The sequence below is a fragment of the Latilactobacillus fragifolii genome, from assembly GCF_905332535.1.
Classification (GTDB): Bacteria; Bacillota; Bacilli; order Lactobacillales; family Lactobacillaceae; genus Latilactobacillus; species Latilactobacillus fragifolii.
This window is the reverse complement of record NZ_CAJOCF010000011.1, coordinates 17,930-36,301: the sequence shown is the minus strand read 5'-3', so window position 1 is coordinate 36,301 and position 18,372 is coordinate 17,930. Positions and strand designations below refer to the sequence as shown.

The following is an 18,372-nucleotide window of genomic DNA, read 5'->3' as shown; positions in this document are numbered from 1 at the left end:
TTGATTCTTACTAAATTCTCCTTGATGATACTCAAGGATTGCTTTTAATTTTGTCTGTTTAGAAATTTTAGTCATCAAAATACCCCAATCATTAAAGTTTTTACTTTAACAATTGGGGTATAGGTCAGTTCTTCTCCATATCTCTTTTTGTATATTTGGTGATTGTATGCCAAAACTTAAAAAAGTAGCTGGCATATTTTTCTTTTTTAGCAGTGCAAGACTAACATAGTAAGCAATTGGTCGCGTTGAACGGACAACATTTGTTGTTCCAACATCTCCAATACGCGTCATTAGAACATCCCCTACCTCTGGATATACCTTAAATTCACGATTGAATTCATCAACAGAAATGAATTTTTGGGATTCTAACGTGTCTATATTCTCAACTGAAATAAACATAATACCTTTATCTAAATACTTTGGTGTCTGATGAGTCCCATCATAAACATCGGTAAGTTTTCCAAGGTCTCGTTGTTCCCAATCGTCAGTAAAGCCTTTAAACCGAAGTTCTGGTTGCTTTTTTTGCTCTTTCATTTAATCAGACTCCTTTTTTGTTGATACGAGCTGTGCTTCCATTTCTGCAAATTCTTTTTCTAATTTTGCAATTTCTAAATCGATAGCTGCAATTTCTTTTTTAACCTCATCAATGTCGATTGGTTCTTCTTCTTCAAAAGTGTCTACATAACGCGGTATATTAAGGTTAAAGTCGTTTTCTTTGATTTCATCTAAAGTTGCAACATGGGCGTATTTATCGACATCTTCCCTACTCTTGTATGCAGCGACAATCTTATCAACATCGCTATCTCGCAAGTTATTTTGATTCTTAGCTTTCTCGAAATCACTACTTGCATCAATGAATAGAACGTCTTTCGCTTGGCGGTTTTTCTTAAAAACAAGAATTGTGGTTGGAATACTTGTGCCATAAAATAGGTTAGCTGGTAGGCCAATGACGGCATCTAAATAATTCTTTTCAATCAATGTTTGCCGAATCTTCCCTTCAGCGGCCCCCCGGAATAACACACCGTGTGGCAAGACAATTGCCATTGTACCGTCGTTGTTTAAATGATAGAGACTGTGCAATACGAATGCAAAATCGGCTTTGGAAGCTGGTGCTAGTTTGCCATATTCGCTAAAACGGGGGTCTTTTAGTTTCGTTTCATTATTATCCCATTTTGCTGAATATGGTGGGTTAGCAACCACTGCGTCAAAACTCCGTGGTTGATCGACACCTGCTTCATCCGGTCCATCTGGCCAATCACTTTCGAGTGTATCAGCATTGTTTAAAGTCATATTATTAAATGACACATCATGCATCATTAAATTCATACGCGCCAAGTTGTAGGTCGTTGTATTTAATTCCTGACCATAGAACTTAATTGCTCCGGAGCGGATAGCTTCAGGCAATTGATTACGAACGGTTAGTAACAATGAGCCAGATCCCATAGTTGGATCGTATACTGAGAAGGCGGTGTTGCTGGGTGCGACATCCATCGTGACTAATTTAGCAAGAATCTTGCTGACTTGGTGTGGTGTATAGAATTCGCCACCCTTTTTCCCAGCACTGGCCGCGAATTGTCCAATTAAGTATTCATAAATCTCACCTAGAATATCTTTATCTTCATCACTCTTATATTCGATATCATCAACTAATTTGACAATATTATTCAAGGATTTAGCACGTGCCGTGGTTGAACTACCTAAGCGCGAATCACCGAGATTAATGTCGTTAAAGACCCCGTTGAAATCTTGAGCAGCCTCTTGATTTAAGACTGCATTTTTATTGAAATTATCAAAAATCGTTTGATAATCACTTGGAATAACCGTGCTATTTTCAATTCGTTCATTTAATGATTGCCACGTATCAGCTGGCGCAATCGCATAACCTAAACTTGACGAAATATCTTCAAGATAATCAGCTAATTCATCTGCCGTTGCTTGTTCGACATAAGCTTGATTAATTGTCTGGCCATCGGCAACATCAATCACATTATTAGAAACCAAATATTGTTCCTGATGTTCTGAAAGGTACCGATAAAACATAAAGGCTAAGATATAATTCTTAAATTCACCAGCGTCCATATTTCCCCGTAGTTCATTAGCCATTGCCCATAATTTCTTAGTGATGTCTTGTAATGTTGTTGTCTCACTCATTAGATTCGTTCTCCTTTAATTGTGGATCTTTTAATGTATTACATGTTTATCAGCTGCTAAATAAATTGCTTCGCGTAATCCGTTTCGGTACCTGATTTTCGAAAGTGCTTGGATATCAGCGTCTAATGCTAAATTCTTATAACTCAAACTTGCTTCAGCAATAATATCTCGCAATTGGCCAGCATCATCTAAATCTTGTTGGCCATATTGATGCGTACTAAATAGTTGTCGTAACCCAGCACTTGTAATCACATCTGTGATCCCCCACTGGTTTCGAAATTCTAATAAAATCCGATCAATACTAATTTGATTAGCTTCTTGAATAACTTGCTCACTATCGTCCAACTTGACAGGATATATCATTGCCATCCCTTTAGGTGGATAGTAGCCATCAAGGATCGCTTGTGTCGCGTTTTTAATTTTGTGCGCATAATTTTGGTCTTCTAAGCCATTTGCAAATTGATCAATATCCTTCTTCGTCTTCTGAGCAGCCTCAATTTTTTCTTCATGCATTTCATTCAAGAGTTTTTCAACGAGTTCCGTCAAGTAATCGTAGTTGACTTGAACATCTTTGATGTGCGTCATCTTTAACTCAATTTGCTGAACAGGCACTTTATCCCGCACACTAATGTATTGTTTTATTTCATTCGTTAAAACAGTGGTCAATTTCTTTTCTTGGGCCGGTGTCATCCCTAAAGCGCGAATTAAATCGTCCGGCGTATCATAGTTAAATCCACTATCTTCTTCACCATCTTGCGGTGTATATTGTTTAAGTTTCGACATACCGACGTTGTATTGTCGCAATAATTCAAACATCTCGTCTTTTTGGCGTTCACTTGGTGGTAATTGATTAAAACCATCCGTTAAATCATCCAGTTGTCCGACAATCCCACGAACCTCTTGGACCATATTTTTAAAGTCTTTCGCTAAAACTCCAGAATCGACGTTTTCCTTTTTCTGTTCTTTTTCTGATAAAGTGGCTGAATCCTTATTGGAATAAATCGCTAGCGCCTTATTCATTAACTTTTCATTCTGACTAGGCCACCGATAGTTAACGACTCGTCCCCATGGTTTCTCTTTCATATCAGCAATTCGGTTTGTCCGCGAATAGGCTTGAATTAAGCCCGCCCCTTTTAAGGTTCGATCAACATACAAAGTATTCATTTCCGGCGCATCAAATCCGGTTAGTAATTGATCCACGACAATCACTAAATCAAGATAGTTCTTGTCAGTTGCTGTTCGATTAAGGCGACTCGTAACATCTTGCGTATAACCAGCAACATCATCTAACCCAAAACTTGTCCCAAATTGATTGTTATAACACTTCATCGCATCGTGCAAATTCTGATTGCTTTCAACCATACCATCTTTATTCGTTGTATTTTGACTAAATGTAATCGCAACTTTCAGCAGTTGGCCGCCGTTCTTTGCATGCTCTTCATTCACCCGTTGAAATTCTTTAAAGTACATCATAGCCATTGGGGTACTTGCCTTACCACCACCAACATGGGTTGTAAATAATGCATTGTACTTACCTTCATTGGAACGGTTACGCCAATTCTTAAAAATATCCTGGACAACTAAGCGAACATGGTCCTCATTTTCATCATAGAAACTAGGCGCAATTTCATCGTCCATGTCTTCTTGCGATAAATTATCAATTTTATCTTGAATCTGACGCTGTTCCCAATCGGGATGTTGCTTTTTATAGAAGTCTGGCAAATATTGTGTTTTCATACTTTCCGTATCAATTGTCGTCTCAAAATCAACTTTAAAGCCTAGTACGTTTCGATCGGCAATAGCTTCTTTAATGGTATAAGCATGCAGTAATTCGCCAAAAATATCCTCAGTTCGTAACCCATTAGTTGTTTCATCAAACATAGGTGTTCCCGTATAACCCACCCAAGCAGATTTCTTAAAGCTTTTTTGCAGCAATTCGAAAGCATCCCCGCCAGTTGACCGGTGGGCCTCATCGACAATAAAGACAATGTGCTTATCGGGAGATTTAAAACTCTTACGTTTAACCAGGGTTTCTAGTTTTTGGACTGAGGTAACAATGATATTGTTATCCTTACTCTTCAACTTGCGACTTAAATCGTTTGTACTTTGTGTACCTTGAACACTACCCGAACGACTATCATCATCGACTGCACCATCAGGATCATATGCGCGATAATTTTCATTCGTTTGCTTTGTCAGTGCAATCCGATCAACGACGAAAACAACTTTGTCAATTCCTGGCATTCGACTAGCAAGCCATGCTGTTTTAAAACTTGTAATGGTCTTACCCGAGCCTGTAGTGTGCCAAATATAGCCTACCTTGTTCAAACCCATGTCAAAATCGACTTTTTTAAGTTTTTGAATAACATTTTGCGTTGCATAAACTTGGTATGGACGCATCACTTTAATCATTTGTTTATTTTTAGTACCATCTAAAATCATAAAGTTAGTCGCCATTTGATGGGCCATTGGGATACTTAGCATTGAATCTGCAAATTCGCGCCAATTACGAACAATTTTGTTATCTGATTTACGTTGCCAATTAAACGCGAAATCTTTGTTAAATTTGTCAGCCGTTGTATTCGCCATATATTTAACATTATTAGGCGTAATTGCAACCAAAATTTGTAACGTTGAAAAAATATCAGTGTATTGATTTTCCAAGATATATTGATGCATCTGATTCAACGCTTCATTAACATCATGTGAATCGCGCTTCTCTTCAATTTGAATAATTGGTAAACCATTGATTAGTAATGTTGTGTCAAAGCGCCGATCTTGCTTTCCAGTTAGTAACGCTGGTCGTTCAATTTGATTAACGACTTGATAGACTGTGTTACCAGCGCCAATTTGTTTCTGATCAAAAACGGTTAAAAACACATGCCGGCCATCATCTAAATCAATTTCAATCTGTGAGACACCGTTTAGACCATATAAAAATTGGCCTGCATCATAGGGGGTTTTTAAATCAGAAATAATCTTTTTCACCTGATTAAATTCTACCGTGCTTAACGGCTTATCAAGTGTATTTTGATTATGCTGTTCTAAAATTTGTTTAAAATTTGCCCATAGTTGATCGGTCGTTTTAATATCAACTCGATATTGCCATAACTTAGTTTTTACAACATAATCTTTTGCCGTTTCACGAATATTACTTTTTTGAAAATCATCCTCAGAAACTGTTATTGTCCCGCTTGTAATATATTTAATTAATTCTGATTCGAAATTTAATTCGTTCATTCACTAGTCCTTTCGCAACTGATTCATTGCTATTTTTAGTTTTAAATCCGCACTTTGCTTTCTAAACCAGTTTAATCGTATTTGGTTGAAATACATTCTTCCAATTAATCGTTGCTCATCTATTGGTGGTAGTTTATTAATTCTCAACGCTTTTAGCTGTGCAAGTGTATATTTAATAACCATCGTTCCTTGTAATGAACTTACAAGCTGTCTTTTAATATTGTGATCCTGATTCAACAAGAAAACTAAATAGTGAGCATCTAAATCCTGATTAGGGATTAATTTAATAAAATTTTGAGTTTGTAGATAGCCAACATGCTTTTTTCCAACAACACTTGCTTCTCCAGAAACTAAATAAAAAATAATATCGCCTTCTGATAAAATCATAACTTTATCAGGGGTCCGAATTTGACGTCCCTCATTGGACGCTGTTTCTGACTGAACTAAATCAGCTTTCAATTCAGATTGCCCATAAATACAATAACTGGGATCACTCTCATTCATTGAAACAAATAGACGAGATTGTGGAGAGCCACTCACAAATTCAACAAACTTACTAAGTTTCTCCATTAAATCCTCCTTCAACACTTATTTAATATGCTTAGTATACGTCGAAGCAAAAGTTTATTCAACATATTTTATGTAATTTTTTAAAATTACATAAAATATATGCAAAATAAAAAAGCCTTCATACTTCTCCGAAAATTTATTTTCAGTGAAGTATGAAGGCTTTTTTATTTACATCATATCAAACAACGATAACTGATTTTCATCAGGCAAATCATTCAATACGTTATTTTCTGTTAAATATTCAATCAGTGTCTTGGAAACTTTCCCGCGGTTGGCTAAATCTTCTTTTGATAAGAACGGTTTTTCTTCGCGGGCAGAGACGATTTGTTTGGCAACGTTACCCCCCAGACTTGGGACGGCACGGAATGGCGCAAGCAAGGTATGGTCGTCTTGGATCAAGAAGTCAGATGAATCTGATTTTTCAATGTCGACCATCTTGATGTTAATTCCGCGTTCCAAACATTCGTTGGCGATTTCGAGGACCGTCAAAAGGTTCTTTTCCTTGGTGCTGGCTTCCATCCCTTTATCAGTGATTTCCTTCATGCGGGCTTTGACGCCTTCTTTCCCTTGTGACATGGCCACAAGGTCGAAGTCTTCGGCCCGTACACTGAAGTAAGCACAGTAATAGATAATTGGGAAGTACACTTTGAAATAGGCAATCCGCAACGCCATCAAAATATAGGCAGTCGCATGGGCCTTCGGGAACATGTATTTAATTTTCAGACAAGAATCAATATACCAATCGGGCACATTTTCATTGTCACGCATCGCTTGTTGCCAATCTTCTGGAATTCCTTTGCCTTTACGAACGCGTTCCATGATATTAAACGACATACTATCATCCATGCCCCAGTGAATTAAATCCATCATAATATTATCCCGACAACCGATAACGTCTTTGAGGGTGACGACACCTTTGTTAATTAGTTCTTCAGCGTTGCCCAACCACACATCGGTCCCATGTGATAGACCCGAAATTTGCAGTAATTCTGAGAATGTTGTGGGATGTGTTTCTTCGAGCATCCCGCGGACAAACCGCGTCCCGAATTCCGGCACACCAAGCGTTCCTAATTTCGAATTAATCTGTTCAGGCGTCACGCCGAGTGATTCAGTACCGGAGAACAAGGCCATTACCCCAGGATCATCCGTTGGGATCGTCTTGGGATCAATGCCCGATAAATCTTGTAGCATCCGGATCATCGTCGGATCATCATGGCCCAGGATATCGAGTTTTAAGATATTATCATGAATCGAATGGAAATCAAAATGGGTTGTCTTCCAGGCTGCATCTTGATCGTCAGCTGGGAATTGGATTGGTGTGAAATCATAGATGTCCATGTAATCCGGCACAACAATAATCCCGGCCGGATGTTGACCAGTCGTTCGTTTAACGCCTGTTGAGCCTTTGGCAAGACGATCGACTTCTGCGCCGCGGAACGTTTGCTCTGTATCACGTTCATAGGCTTTGACATATCCGTAGGCCGTTTTATCAGCCACCGTCCCGATTGTCCCAGCTCGGAACACGTTATTTTCACCGAACAAGACCTTCGTATAGTTATGCGCAACCGGTTGATAATCCCCAGAGAAGTTCAAATCGATATCGGGCACTTTATCCCCGTGGAAACCAAGGAAGGTTTCAAACGGAATATCGTGACCATCTTTATCAAGTGGTGTCCCACATTCTGGACAATCCTTATCGGCTAAATCATAGCCTGAACCGACTTCCCCTTTGGTATAAAATTCAGAGTAATGACAATTAGGACAGCGATAATGGGGTGGCAATGGATTCACTTCGGTAATCCCAGTCATCGTCGCAACTAAACTCGACCCAACAGACCCTCGCGAACCAACTAAGTAGCCATCCTTACCACTCTTATATACGAGTTTTTGTGAGATCAAATAGATAACCGAAAACCCGTTCCCGATAATACTTTTTAATTCCTTATCGAGGCGCGCTTGCACGATTTCGGGTAATTCTTCCCCGTATAATTCATGGGCCCGATTCATCGTTAAGGTTTGAATTTCGTCTTCAGCCCCCGCCATTTTCGGCGTGTACAACTTATCTTTCACCGGTGTGATTTCATCAATCATATCGGCGATTTGGTTTGGATTAGTGACAACCAGCTCTTGGGCACTATCCGCTCCCAGAAAATCAAACGCCGCTAGCATTTCATCAGTTGAGCGGAAATGGACATCCGGCAATTGTGACCGGTTCAGTGGGTTGGCGCCCCCCATCGAGTGGATCAAAATTTTGCGATAAATAGCATCTTCGGGGTTCAAGTAATGGGTATCCCCCGTTGCAACCACTGGTTTATCCAATTCAGCACCGAGTTTAACCATGTTGCGGATGATTTCTTCGAGTGCTTGATTGTCACGGACCAGTTCCCGTTCCAATAATGGTGCGTAAACGGCTTTGGGCATCACTTCAAGGTAATCGTAGTACTTCGCGCGATCGCGGGCTTCTTGGTACCCTTTTTGCATCATTGCTTCGAAGACTTCGCCGCTAGCACAAGCCGAGCCGACAAGAATTCCTTCACGTAAGGCATCCAAGCGACTCTTTGGCAAGCGCGGTGTGCGGTAATAATATTCAGTCATCGAGGCTGAAACCAATTTAAATAAGTTCTTTAAGCCCGCCTGAGTTTGCGCCATCAATATCGCATGCGCAGGCCGGGCTTGTTTATACGCATCGCCAATGCCAACACGCTCATTGAGTTGGTTGACATTGACCATACCATACATTTCGGCCGCTTCGGCTTCTAATTTATATAACAAATAACCAGTTGATTCAGCATCGGCATTGGCACGATGATGGTGTTCCAAGTTAATTTTATACCGTTTTGTTAACGTATCGAGTTTATGATTCTTATATTCTGGATGGAGCATCCGCGACAATTCCAACGTATCGATGACGGGATTTTCAATTTGACCAAGGTCGTTGCGACCATAGCCAGCGTTGATAAAGCCCATATCAAACGTGACGTTGTGTCCTGCTAAGACGGCATCCCCCGCGAATTCCTTAAATAACGCTAAGACTTCGGCTTCTTTCTTAGCACCATGCACCATTTCATTGGTGATACTCGTCAATTGCGTGGTGAATGCTGATAATGGATGCCCAGGATCGATGAATTCATCAAACGAGCCAACGACTTCACCATCTTTCATTTTAACAGCGGCCAATTCGATAATCGAATCGTAAACGGCCGACAACCCCGTCGTTTCCACATCAAAAATCACGTATTCAGCGTGGTCGAGTGCTTCATCGCGTAAGTTATATGCGACTGGCGTGCCATCGTTTACTAAATTAACTTCGACCCCGTATAACACCTTAACACCGTTCTTCTTCCCCGCTGCATAAGCATCTGGAAAAGCTTGTAAGTTATAATGATCGGTCACTGCAATCGCAGATTGTCCCCAATCAGCGGCTTGTTTGACAAAGTCGCCAATCTTGTTAGTCGCATCCATTTGCGACATATTCGTATGCAAATGTAATTCCACACGTTTGCCGTTTTCAGCAGTGTCTTGCCGTTTGGGATGACTGACTTCCACCAAATCATTGGCATTCACCACCAGATCGCGCATGAAGTTGTCTTCTTGCACACTCCCACGGACCTTGAACCACATTCCTTTATCAATCGCTGCAAAAATACTTTCATCGCCGTTATCCCGTGAGAATTTCTTGACAGTAAATGAGGATGAGTAATCGGTCATCTTTAGAATTAGAAGTTGGCGACCAGAACGCAATACACGAACTTCTTTATCGAAGACGAACCCTTCAATCACCACTGAACGTTCTTCTTCATTAATCGTAATCATCTGGCGCGTCGGCTCTGCAGGATTTAAGCCCCGCCCCATTGAAATTGGCCCATCAACTGGTTTGCCTTCTGATTGCCGTTTTTCTTTGAGCGCTTCATTTTTCTTAATGGCTTCTGCTGCCGCTTGGGCCCGAGCGGCGTCTTGTTCAGCCTTCTTGGCTTGAAAATCTTCAATTGCCTTTTGTGAAGCCGATTCATCGATCAAGGGTTGCATCGCAAACTTCGGAAAACCAAGCCGTTGATACCCAGCTTGGATTGTGGTTTGGGCTTGATTTAAAAAGAACGTCTTCACGATGTCGTTTTCGACAACTAAGAATACTTTGTGCCCGTCAATGTAGGGCGTCTCTTTTTCACATAATTCATGCAACATCGAAGATTGGATCCCACTATGGTTGATAACGTATTCCCAGTAAGCTGCTAGCAGACCGCCATCTAGTTCAGTTGTATCAGTGGTGATTTCCACTGATACGGCCGCAATCGCTTTGAACGCCGCTTCTAGATATTGTTCAAACGTCGTATAGACAGCATAGGGCAAAATGGATTCGAAATGTAATTTAAAGGTCCACCGTTTGGATGTTTCATGCACAACCACTTGTTTTACTTGGCCAGTTTTGAAGCCAGGATAGTTTGCAACATCCGCGGGTAAATCAATTTGTTCTAATAATTTTTGAAACAGTGCGGTTTGATCTAATGCCACAAAAGGGCCTCCTCTTATTCAGAAAGTTAAATAAAGGCTGGAACGATTCCAACCTTCATTAACGGAACTATTCAGTTTCACTCGTTTCAGAAGCCAGAAGAATACTTACTGAATTAATCAATTCATCCTTCTTCACTTCTAGGGTTTCGCCTGTCTTACGTAATTTAACTTCAACAATTTCTTCGGCCGCTTTCTTACCAACTGTGATTCGAATTGGTAAGCCGATTAAATCACTGTCGGCAAACTTAACGCCGGCACGTTCTTTACGATCATCAACTAGGACTGAGTAACCTGCTTCTTCAAGTAAAGTTTCAATTTGTTCAGCTAACAAGACTTGGTCCGCATCTTTGACATTGACCGGGACGACATGCAAGTCATATGGTGCAATTGCACTTGGCCAAACTAAGCCGTTTTCGTCAGCTTGTTGTTCGGTAATCGCTGACAAGAGTCGACTAACCCCGATTCCGTAAGACCCCATAATGATCGGTTTAGCACGGCCATTTTCATCTAAGAACGTTGCCCCGAATTGTTCGGTATAGCGTGTGCCCAGTTTGAAGATATGCCCAATTTCAATCCCTTTAGTAAAGTGCAAGTTACCTTGCCCATCAGGTGACGTTTCGCCTTCTTGAACGAACCGCAAATCAGCATAATCCGCGACGGTAAAATCGCGCTTGCTATTCACATTTGTAAAATGGTGATCAGCTTCATTGGCACCAACCACGGCATTTACCATGGCTTCAACACTATAATCAGCCACGATTTGTAAGTCTTCTGGGGCATTAACCGGTCCGATAGAACCCATTGGCGCATTCATCGTTGCTAAGATTTGTTCTGGCGTTGCCATTTCTAAGAAATCAACATCTAAGAAATTCTTCAACTTCACATCATTGACTTCGAAATCACCCCGTACTAAGACCAAGACTGGTTTTTCATCAGCGATAAAGAGGACACTCTTGATAATTTTTTGAGCTGTCACATCCAGTTTTGCGGCCACTTCTTCGATTGTGTGGGCATCGCCAGTCGCTACTTTTTCAAGTTCTAATTGCACCTCACTTGAGTTTTGCTTAGGCCGGATACTCGTTGCCATTTCAAGGTTGGCAGCATAATCACTTTGGTCTGAATAAACAATCGTATCTTCCCCAATTTCAGCAATCGCAGAAAATTCCATCGAATCCTTACCACCCATGGCCCCAGCATCACCAACAATTGCGCGGAAGTCTAATCCACAGCGTTCAAAAATGTTGGTGTAAGCTTGGTACATTTGCCGGAAAGTCGTATCCAAATCGGTTTCGTTTGCTGAAAATGAATAAGCATCTTGCATAATGAATTCACGGCCCCGCAACAACCCATAACGTGGTCGATCTTCGTCACGATATTTTGTTTGGATTTGATATAACATTAATGGTAATTTTTTGTAAGATTTAATTTCATTGCGTACTAAATCAGTGAAAGTTTCCTCGTGCGTTGGGCCTAAGATAAAGTCGCGACCGTGACGATCCTTGAACTTAAACAAGTTATCGCCGTATGTTTCGTAACGACCTGATTCTTGCCATAATTCAGCAGGTAAAATCCCTGGCATTTGCATTTGCACAGCATCAATCTTGCTCATTTCATCTTTGATAATGGCTTGGATGTTTTCCAAGACACGGAATGCTAGTGGTAAGTAGCTGTATACCCCGGCTGATACTTGGTGGATGTAGCCAGCTCGTAACATCATCCGATGGCTTTTAGCCTCGGCCGAGTTAGGCACTTCCTTTAAAGTTGGGATAAATAATTTTGACTGTTTCATAATTTGTTATGCCTCCAAAAATAATCTAAAAGAAAAAGCGTTGAATATCATTCCATGTAACCAAGACCATTAAGACGACCATGATGCCGACCCCCACAAGGGTAACAATGCCTTCTTTTTCAGGTGAGATGGGTTTACCACGAATCGCTTCAATGATGTTAATCACGAGCTTACCACCATCTAGTGCTGGAATTGGAATCAGGTTCATAATCCCCAAGTTGACAGATAAGAACGCTAAGAAGTAGACAAGCATTGTGAACCCTTGGCTCGCAAATTGCGTTGTCATTGAATACATACCGACTGGGCCGGCTAATTTATTAAGTGAGAAACCACCCGTTAAGAATGACCCGAGGATTTTAAAAATCTGCGTCGCATTCGTCCATGATTGGGTGAAGCCATATTTCAACTTAGCCCCCACGCTATGGTTGAGTCCAGCTGTCACACCAATTTGACCGACTTTTTTCTTTTGCCCGTCGACCTTCACCGCTTTAGGGGTGATTTCAAGTGACTTGGTTTGCTTTGCCCGTTTAACCTGAACGGCAACTGGTTTATTCGGATAGTTTGCAATCACCGTACTGAAGTCAGTAAACGTCGTGATTTTTTGACCAGCGACTTTCACTAACCGGTCATCTGTTTTCAATCCCGCCTTTTGGGCCGGCGAGTTGGGCATCACGGTCCCGACAATCGCTTTGTTTTGTGGTACCCCGCCATTTAAAAAGGCAAATAGCGCAAAGGCCACAATCGCGAGGATAAAGTTGTTGAACGGGCCCGCAAAGTTGGTCAACATCCGATTGACTAAACTAGCTGACTGGAATTGAACATCCACGGGTGCGATTTGCACTTCCGTTCCGTCAGCTTCAACAATCGTTGCATCGTGACTAACCGAATACCGTTTTAATGCAGATTCGTCACCACTTTCGTAGCCTTCCACCCATAATCCTTGTTGCAAATCGGTTTTGGCAATTTGAAATGGAACACCGTTTAAGGTAGTTACTTTATCACTTGTATTAATTTTTTGAACAATGCCTTGTTCGTCTAACAGCAAGGTAGCTTGCGTCCCTGCTTGGATTTCAGATTCATCATCGGCCATCCCCGCCATGCGGACATATCCCCCCAGCGGTAACCAACGAATTGTATAAGTCGTTCCGTTTTTGCGGGTCGCAAATAATTTAGGCCCCATGCCAATTGAAAATTCCCGTACCAAAATACCAGAACGTTTCGCCATGTAAAAGTGGCCAAATTCATGGACCACTACTAAAATACCAAATATGATAATAAACGCAATAATCGCCGCCAATCGAGTACGACTCCCTTCTAAATGCGTATTTTACTACTTTCATTTAATATGAACTGTTACATTATATCACGAATTCCCACGAAACCAGAAAAGCGTTTAGCACAGACCGAAAAGTTGCGCTAAACGCTAGATGGCATTGGATTTCAAAAACAGTCCTAGCTTAAACTAAATCAAGCCAAACAAGTGTAATAAAGGCAATACGAATAACATACTGTCAAAGCGGTCTAAGATGCCGCCGTGGCCTGGTAAGATCTTACCAGAATCTTTAACGCCATAGTAACGTTTATAAGCTGATTCAACTAGATCACCTAATTGCCCTGCGATTGAGAAGATTAACGTTAATCCCAACATCACGGGCATTGAGTATGCTTGGGGGAAGAAGTTCAAGTAAATCGCAGCGACTACCAATGCTGATAATGTCCCGCCGATTGAGCCTTCCCAGGTTTTGTTGGGGCTGATGGCTGGCCACATCTTATTTTTGCCAAATATCCGGCCAAATGTGTATGCCCCAATATCGGTCATCCAGATAACCAATAAGATATACATCACTGTGTCAAAACCGCCAATATTCCGCGTTGCGGCTAAGTAATGGAAGCCTAAGCCGATATATAGGCTAGCTAAGGTCGTGACACCCATATCGTCAAAGTTAACTCGGTTTTTCGTGAACACTGTAATTGCTAGTAAAATGGCAACAAAGAAGTAGAATAAATCAAACTGTGACACACCAGCTGGCAACCAGTTAAAGGCCCCTTTTGGCAATGCCAAACTCAACACCGCTAGCCCGGCAATGGTTGCATCGGGTGATACAATAATCCGCTTCCGCATGATGAAGACTTCTGATAAGGCAACCAGTGCTAAAACGGCTGCAGCAATATCAATGTAAATCCCGCCAAAGAAAATGATTGGGATAAAGATGATTAAGGCAATGGTTGCTGTAATGACACGTTGTTTCATAATTGTATTTCCTCCTATTTAAGACCGCCAAAGCGACGATTACGTTGCTGGTAAATGCCAATTGAGCGTTCAAATACTGCTGGGGTAAAGTCTGGCCAAAATTCATCCACAAAAACCAGCTCGCTGTAAGCAATTTGCCAGAGCAAGAAGTTTGAAATCCGTTCTTCACCACTCGTGCGAATCAATAATTCTGGATCAGCATATTCCCCTAAAAAGCCGGTCATCAAGTGATCGCTGATGAGGGCATCGTCGATTGACTCAATAGCCACTGTTCCATTTACGGCCTCACTGGCAATCTGCTTAACAGCTTGTTGAAGTTCATTCCGGGCGCCATAATTGAGCGCGAAATTCAGAATCATCCCAGTGTTATCAGCAGTATCAGCCATCGCATTGTTGGCCGCTTTTTGTGTCTTTTCCGGTAAGTCTTGTATATTGCCCATGACTTTCACCCGAACGTTTTCGGCAATCAATTCTGGCATAAACGTATCAAAAAAGTCGACCGGTAACTGCATCAAGAAATTCACTTCGTCATTGGGCCGTTTCCAGTTCTCAGTTGAAAAAGCGTACAATGTCAACACTTTTACCCCCATTCGACTGGCTGTTTTAGTAATTGTCTTGACGTTTTCCATACCTGCCTTATGACCAGCAATTCTTGGCATTAAGCGTTTCTTCGCCCACCGGCCATTACCATCCATGATGATCGCAACGTGGTTGGGGATGTTGGTGGAATCTAGTTGTTGCGCGTCTGTTTTTTTATTTGTGAACACCACATACTCCTCCAGTTTCAATAACTCTTTTATGATTGTACCAAAAATCCCAGTAAGTGACTATTTAAAATCACCTGATTATCGCCACTAGCAAGCAAACTGCCCCATTCGTTTAACTCTTTGGAAGCCCTGCATAACTATTTTTCATCCACGCTAGCGCCTTTACTAGCAACAATTTCACTGATCACATCCGGTTTTTGCTACCTATTTAAAATTAACTGTTAAATATTAGTAATTACCTATCGTTATTGGCATCTTACAGGTTAAATATGATAAACTAATAACTACTTTAAAATAGGAAAAGGGAGTTTATTATGCGAAAAATCTTTGAACTTTTTCGACTAGATTGGCGGCGAATCTTCAAAAGCCCGATTGCATTTCTATTAATCATTGCCCTCATCATCATTCCATCACTTTATGCATGGTTTAATATCTGGGCATTATGGGATCCTTACAGTAAAACCCAGGACTTACAAGTCGCTGTTTATTCAGCCGATCAAAGTGTCATCATTGCTGACAAAAAAGTCGGCATTGGGGCTGAATTAATTAGTCAATTAAAGAAAAATGATAAGTTAGGTTGGCAATTTACTTCAAGCAAAAAAGAATTAGATGACGGCGTTAAAAGCGGGAAATATTACGCTGGTATTTATGTCCCCAAAAATTTCTCCAAAGATCTTATTAGTTTTGTTGATGGTAAAATTCAAAAACCCAAAATTATCTACTCCTCCAACGATAAGATCAACGCAATTGCCCCTAAAATCACTAGCGCTGGGGCAACAACCCTTCAATCCACGATTTCAGAAGAGTTTGTCTCCACAGTCGGCAAAACGCTAATGAGCACCCTCAATAAAGCGGGAATTGACCTGGATACGAATTTGCCCGTCATTAATCGCTTCTCAAGCCTTATTCTCAAGACCGATCAACAAATTCCAGAACTTAACCAATACGCCGACCAAGTCCTTAACCTCCAAAAGAAACTACCTGAAATGGAATTGAAACTCGCACAAGCTAACGAGTTCGCGGCCTTTTTACCCCAGGCCAACGGCATGGCACAAAAAGTGGTCGGCATCAATCGATATTTACCGCAAGTTGAAGCAGCCGGTCAGCTCGCAACGAAAGTCCAGGCGAAGATTCCAGAAATTCAAAATGCTGGTCAACAAGTCGCAACCCTGGATTCTGACTTTGATGGCATTGCGAATACCTTAACCAACGGGATTAACGAAGCCCAAACAGGCTTAGAGGTATTAAACAAAACCCAAAAAGTTTTACCTGACTTGATGACTTTTAGCCAGACTGCCCAAGGTGTCGCTGGTCAATTGCAATCGGATCTAATTCCTAAACTCCAAGCTGCCTTACCAGTCATTCAAAAAACAGTCGATCAAGGACTAGAAATTACCAATCAATTGGCGACTAACATTGCAACTGATTTAACGGCCGTTGATAGTTTACTGAGTCAAATCAAAGATGATCCCAATAATGCCGAACTCAAGCAAGCACTCAAAACGGCGCTCCAGAACTTATCTGATCACATAGCTACCTTACAAACCCATGCAACGCAACTCGCAATGACCCTCCAAAACTTACAAGACAGTTACAATCAATCCGCAGTAGCAAATGGCCAACCAGAATCACACGCACTGGATGCTCCCATTGAGCGTTTAAACACGTTGGCAACGCAACTCGGGAGCTTTAAAGGCCACGTTGATGACATCCTGACCCATTACGATGATTTATCAATTGATGCATTACAAACCAAGATTAATGGCTTAATTCAATACGCCGACCAAGTCAAAGCTACTGTCGCTAAAATCCAAGCAGCTCATATCGGTGATAGCGTCAAAAGTATTCTTGATCGTTTTGCAACGCTAATAACAAGTGGTAATGCCGTCCTTACTGCACTAAATGGTGCAGTTTTACCGAAATTACCAACCCTCTTATCCAATACGCAAAAAACGCTCCAACAAGCCGTCGACTATCTTCAAAAATATAGCCAGCAGTTGCCAGCGTTGAAACAAGAAATTCATGACGCAAATACATTATTAAATGGTAATATGGACACGATTATCACGGGCTTAAACACGGCTTCTGCCGTTTACCAAAATGACTATCCACTGCTTAAAAATAAGTTGCAACTGGCAACTGGCTTCATTAATAACGATTTACCTGGTATTGAAAATGATTTAACCACAACCCTTAATCTAGCCAACGCAAAATTCCCACTGGTTAAAACCGCATTAAATGATGCAACCGACCTCATCAATAACGATTGGCCATTCTTGCGTAGCGGCATTCAAAAAGGGGCTGAAGCAATTCGGAAACAACAAAAGACGGTCGATCTTAAAGACCTGATTAAATTGCTTCGCCGAGATGCAACGCAAGAAAGTAATTTCTTAGCCAAACCGGTTGAACTAAAAGAAAAACACGTCTACCCGATTAAAACCTATGGTTCAGCAAGTGCACCATTTTATACAGCACTTTGTCTGTGGGTTGGCGCGCTTCTTTTGAGTAACATCGTCTTAACCAACTTTGCGTTAGATGACAAACAAAAGGAACGCTACACTAAAAAGCAACAATTTGTCGCCCGTTGGTTGACGTACATCGTGATTGGTATTGCGCAAGCGGTGATTGTGACGCTGGGTAATATCTTCTTATTGAAGGCCTACATCGTCGATAAACTACCGCTAATCTTATTGGCCGTCTTCCTCAGCATGGTTTTCATGACAATCGTCTATGTTCTCGCTGCAATGTTCGGAAACGTCGGCAAAGGGCTCGCGATGATTATCCTGGTACTTTCCATTTCTGGCGGTGGCGGGAACTTCCCCGTTGTCCTCTCTGATCAATTCTTCCAGTTGATTAATCCAATTTTACCGTTCACGTACGGCGTTAATCTTTTACGCGAACCAACTGGTGGGATTTACGCACCAAACCTCTGGCACAATTTTATGATCTTAGCACTCTTTGCTGTTATCTTCTTCCTGCTTGGCCTCTTCTTAAAAGAGTGGATTAATCCCTTCTTCGAAAAAATTCATAAAGAAGCAACAAAGAGTAAAATTATCCACTAAAAAAAGCCCCGCCATAATGACTATGGCGGGGCT

10 protein-coding genes are annotated in these 18,372 nt (G+C 41.3%); 1 reads left to right on the top strand and 9 read right to left on the bottom strand.

The annotated features are described in order from the left end of the window. Positions 1-105 precede the first annotated feature (105 nt). The 9 genes from J7Q78_RS09520 to J7Q78_RS09480 all read right to left on the bottom strand — a co-directional run bounded on the left by J7Q78_RS09520 (position 106) and on the right by J7Q78_RS09480 (position 15,277). On the bottom strand, positions 106-534 hold the full coding sequence (locus tag J7Q78_RS09520; RefSeq protein WP_208423160.1) for a restriction endonuclease subunit S domain-containing protein: 429 nt from the start codon (positions 532-534) through the stop codon (positions 106-108). After that, on the bottom strand, positions 535-2,151 hold the full coding sequence (locus J7Q78_RS09515; protein WP_208423159.1) for a type I restriction-modification system subunit M: 1,617 nt from the start codon (positions 2,149-2,151) through the stop codon (positions 535-537). A 30-nt stretch (positions 2,152-2,181) separates the two neighbouring features. After that, positions 2,182-5,391 (bottom strand): type I restriction endonuclease subunit R, encoded by a 3,210-nt coding sequence (locus J7Q78_RS09510; protein ID WP_208423158.1) that lies wholly within the window; start codon positions 5,389-5,391, stop codon positions 2,182-2,184. Positions 5,392-5,394: 3 nt separating this feature from the next. Further along, positions 5,395-5,961, bottom strand: coding sequence for a restriction endonuclease subunit S domain-containing protein (locus J7Q78_RS09505; RefSeq protein WP_208423157.1), 567 nt, complete (start codon positions 5,959-5,961; stop codon positions 5,395-5,397). A gap of 168 nt (positions 5,962-6,129) precedes the next feature. Then, the gene (locus J7Q78_RS09500) at positions 6,130-10,470 is read right to left on the bottom strand and encodes a PolC-type DNA polymerase III (RefSeq protein WP_208423156.1); all 4,341 of its coding nucleotides are present in this window, start codon (positions 10,468-10,470) and stop codon (positions 6,130-6,132) included. A gap of 67 nt (positions 10,471-10,537) precedes the next feature. Then, entirely contained in the window at positions 10,538-12,259 is a 1,722-nt protein-coding gene (locus J7Q78_RS09495) for a proline--tRNA ligase (RefSeq protein WP_208423155.1), read from the bottom strand. Positions 12,260-12,284: 25 nt separating this feature from the next. After that, positions 12,285-13,556, bottom strand: coding sequence for an RIP metalloprotease RseP (rseP, locus tag J7Q78_RS09490; RefSeq protein ID WP_208423154.1), 1,272 nt, complete (start codon positions 13,554-13,556; stop codon positions 12,285-12,287). Positions 13,557-13,721: 165 nt separating this feature from the next. Further along, positions 13,722-14,510 carry a phosphatidate cytidylyltransferase gene (locus tag J7Q78_RS09485; RefSeq protein ID WP_208423153.1) on the bottom strand — a complete coding sequence of 263 codons (789 nt, stop codon included), beginning with the start codon at positions 14,508-14,510 and terminating at the stop codon, positions 13,722-13,724. 14 nt (positions 14,511-14,524) lie between these two features. Beyond that, positions 14,525-15,277 (bottom strand): isoprenyl transferase, encoded by a 753-nt coding sequence (locus tag J7Q78_RS09480; RefSeq protein WP_154241690.1) that lies wholly within the window; start codon positions 15,275-15,277, stop codon positions 14,525-14,527. A gap of 314 nt (positions 15,278-15,591) precedes the next feature. Here J7Q78_RS09480 and J7Q78_RS09475 point away from each other — a divergent pair, with 314 nt between their 5' ends. Then, positions 15,592-18,339: a YhgE/Pip domain-containing protein gene (locus J7Q78_RS09475; RefSeq protein WP_208423152.1), complete on the top strand. Its 2,748-nt coding sequence runs from the start codon at positions 15,592-15,594 to the stop codon at positions 18,337-18,339. Positions 18,340-18,372 lie beyond the last annotated feature (33 nt).

Bases quoted from the DNA above. Each gene is read 5' to 3' on its own strand.
- J7Q78_RS09520 (WP_208423160.1), bottom strand. From the start codon at position 534: ATGAAAGAGCAAAAAAAGCAACCAGAACTTCGGTTTAAAGGCTTTACT.
- J7Q78_RS09515 (WP_208423159.1), bottom strand. From the start codon at position 2,151: ATGAGTGAGACAACAACATTACAAGACATCACTAAGAAATTATGGGCA.
- J7Q78_RS09510 (WP_208423158.1), bottom strand. From the start codon at position 5,391: ATGAACGAATTAAATTTCGAATCAGAATTAATTAAATATATTACAAGC.
- J7Q78_RS09505 (WP_208423157.1), bottom strand. From the start codon at position 5,961: ATGGAGAAACTTAGTAAGTTTGTTGAATTTGTGAGTGGCTCTCCACAA.
- J7Q78_RS09495 (WP_208423155.1), bottom strand. From the start codon at position 12,259: ATGAAACAGTCAAAATTATTTATCCCAACTTTAAAGGAAGTGCCTAAC.
- J7Q78_RS09485 (WP_208423153.1), bottom strand. From the start codon at position 14,510: ATGAAACAACGTGTCATTACAGCAACCATTGCCTTAATCATCTTTATC.
- J7Q78_RS09475 (WP_208423152.1), top strand. From the start codon at position 15,592: ATGCGAAAAATCTTTGAACTTTTTCGACTAGATTGGCGGCGAATCTTC.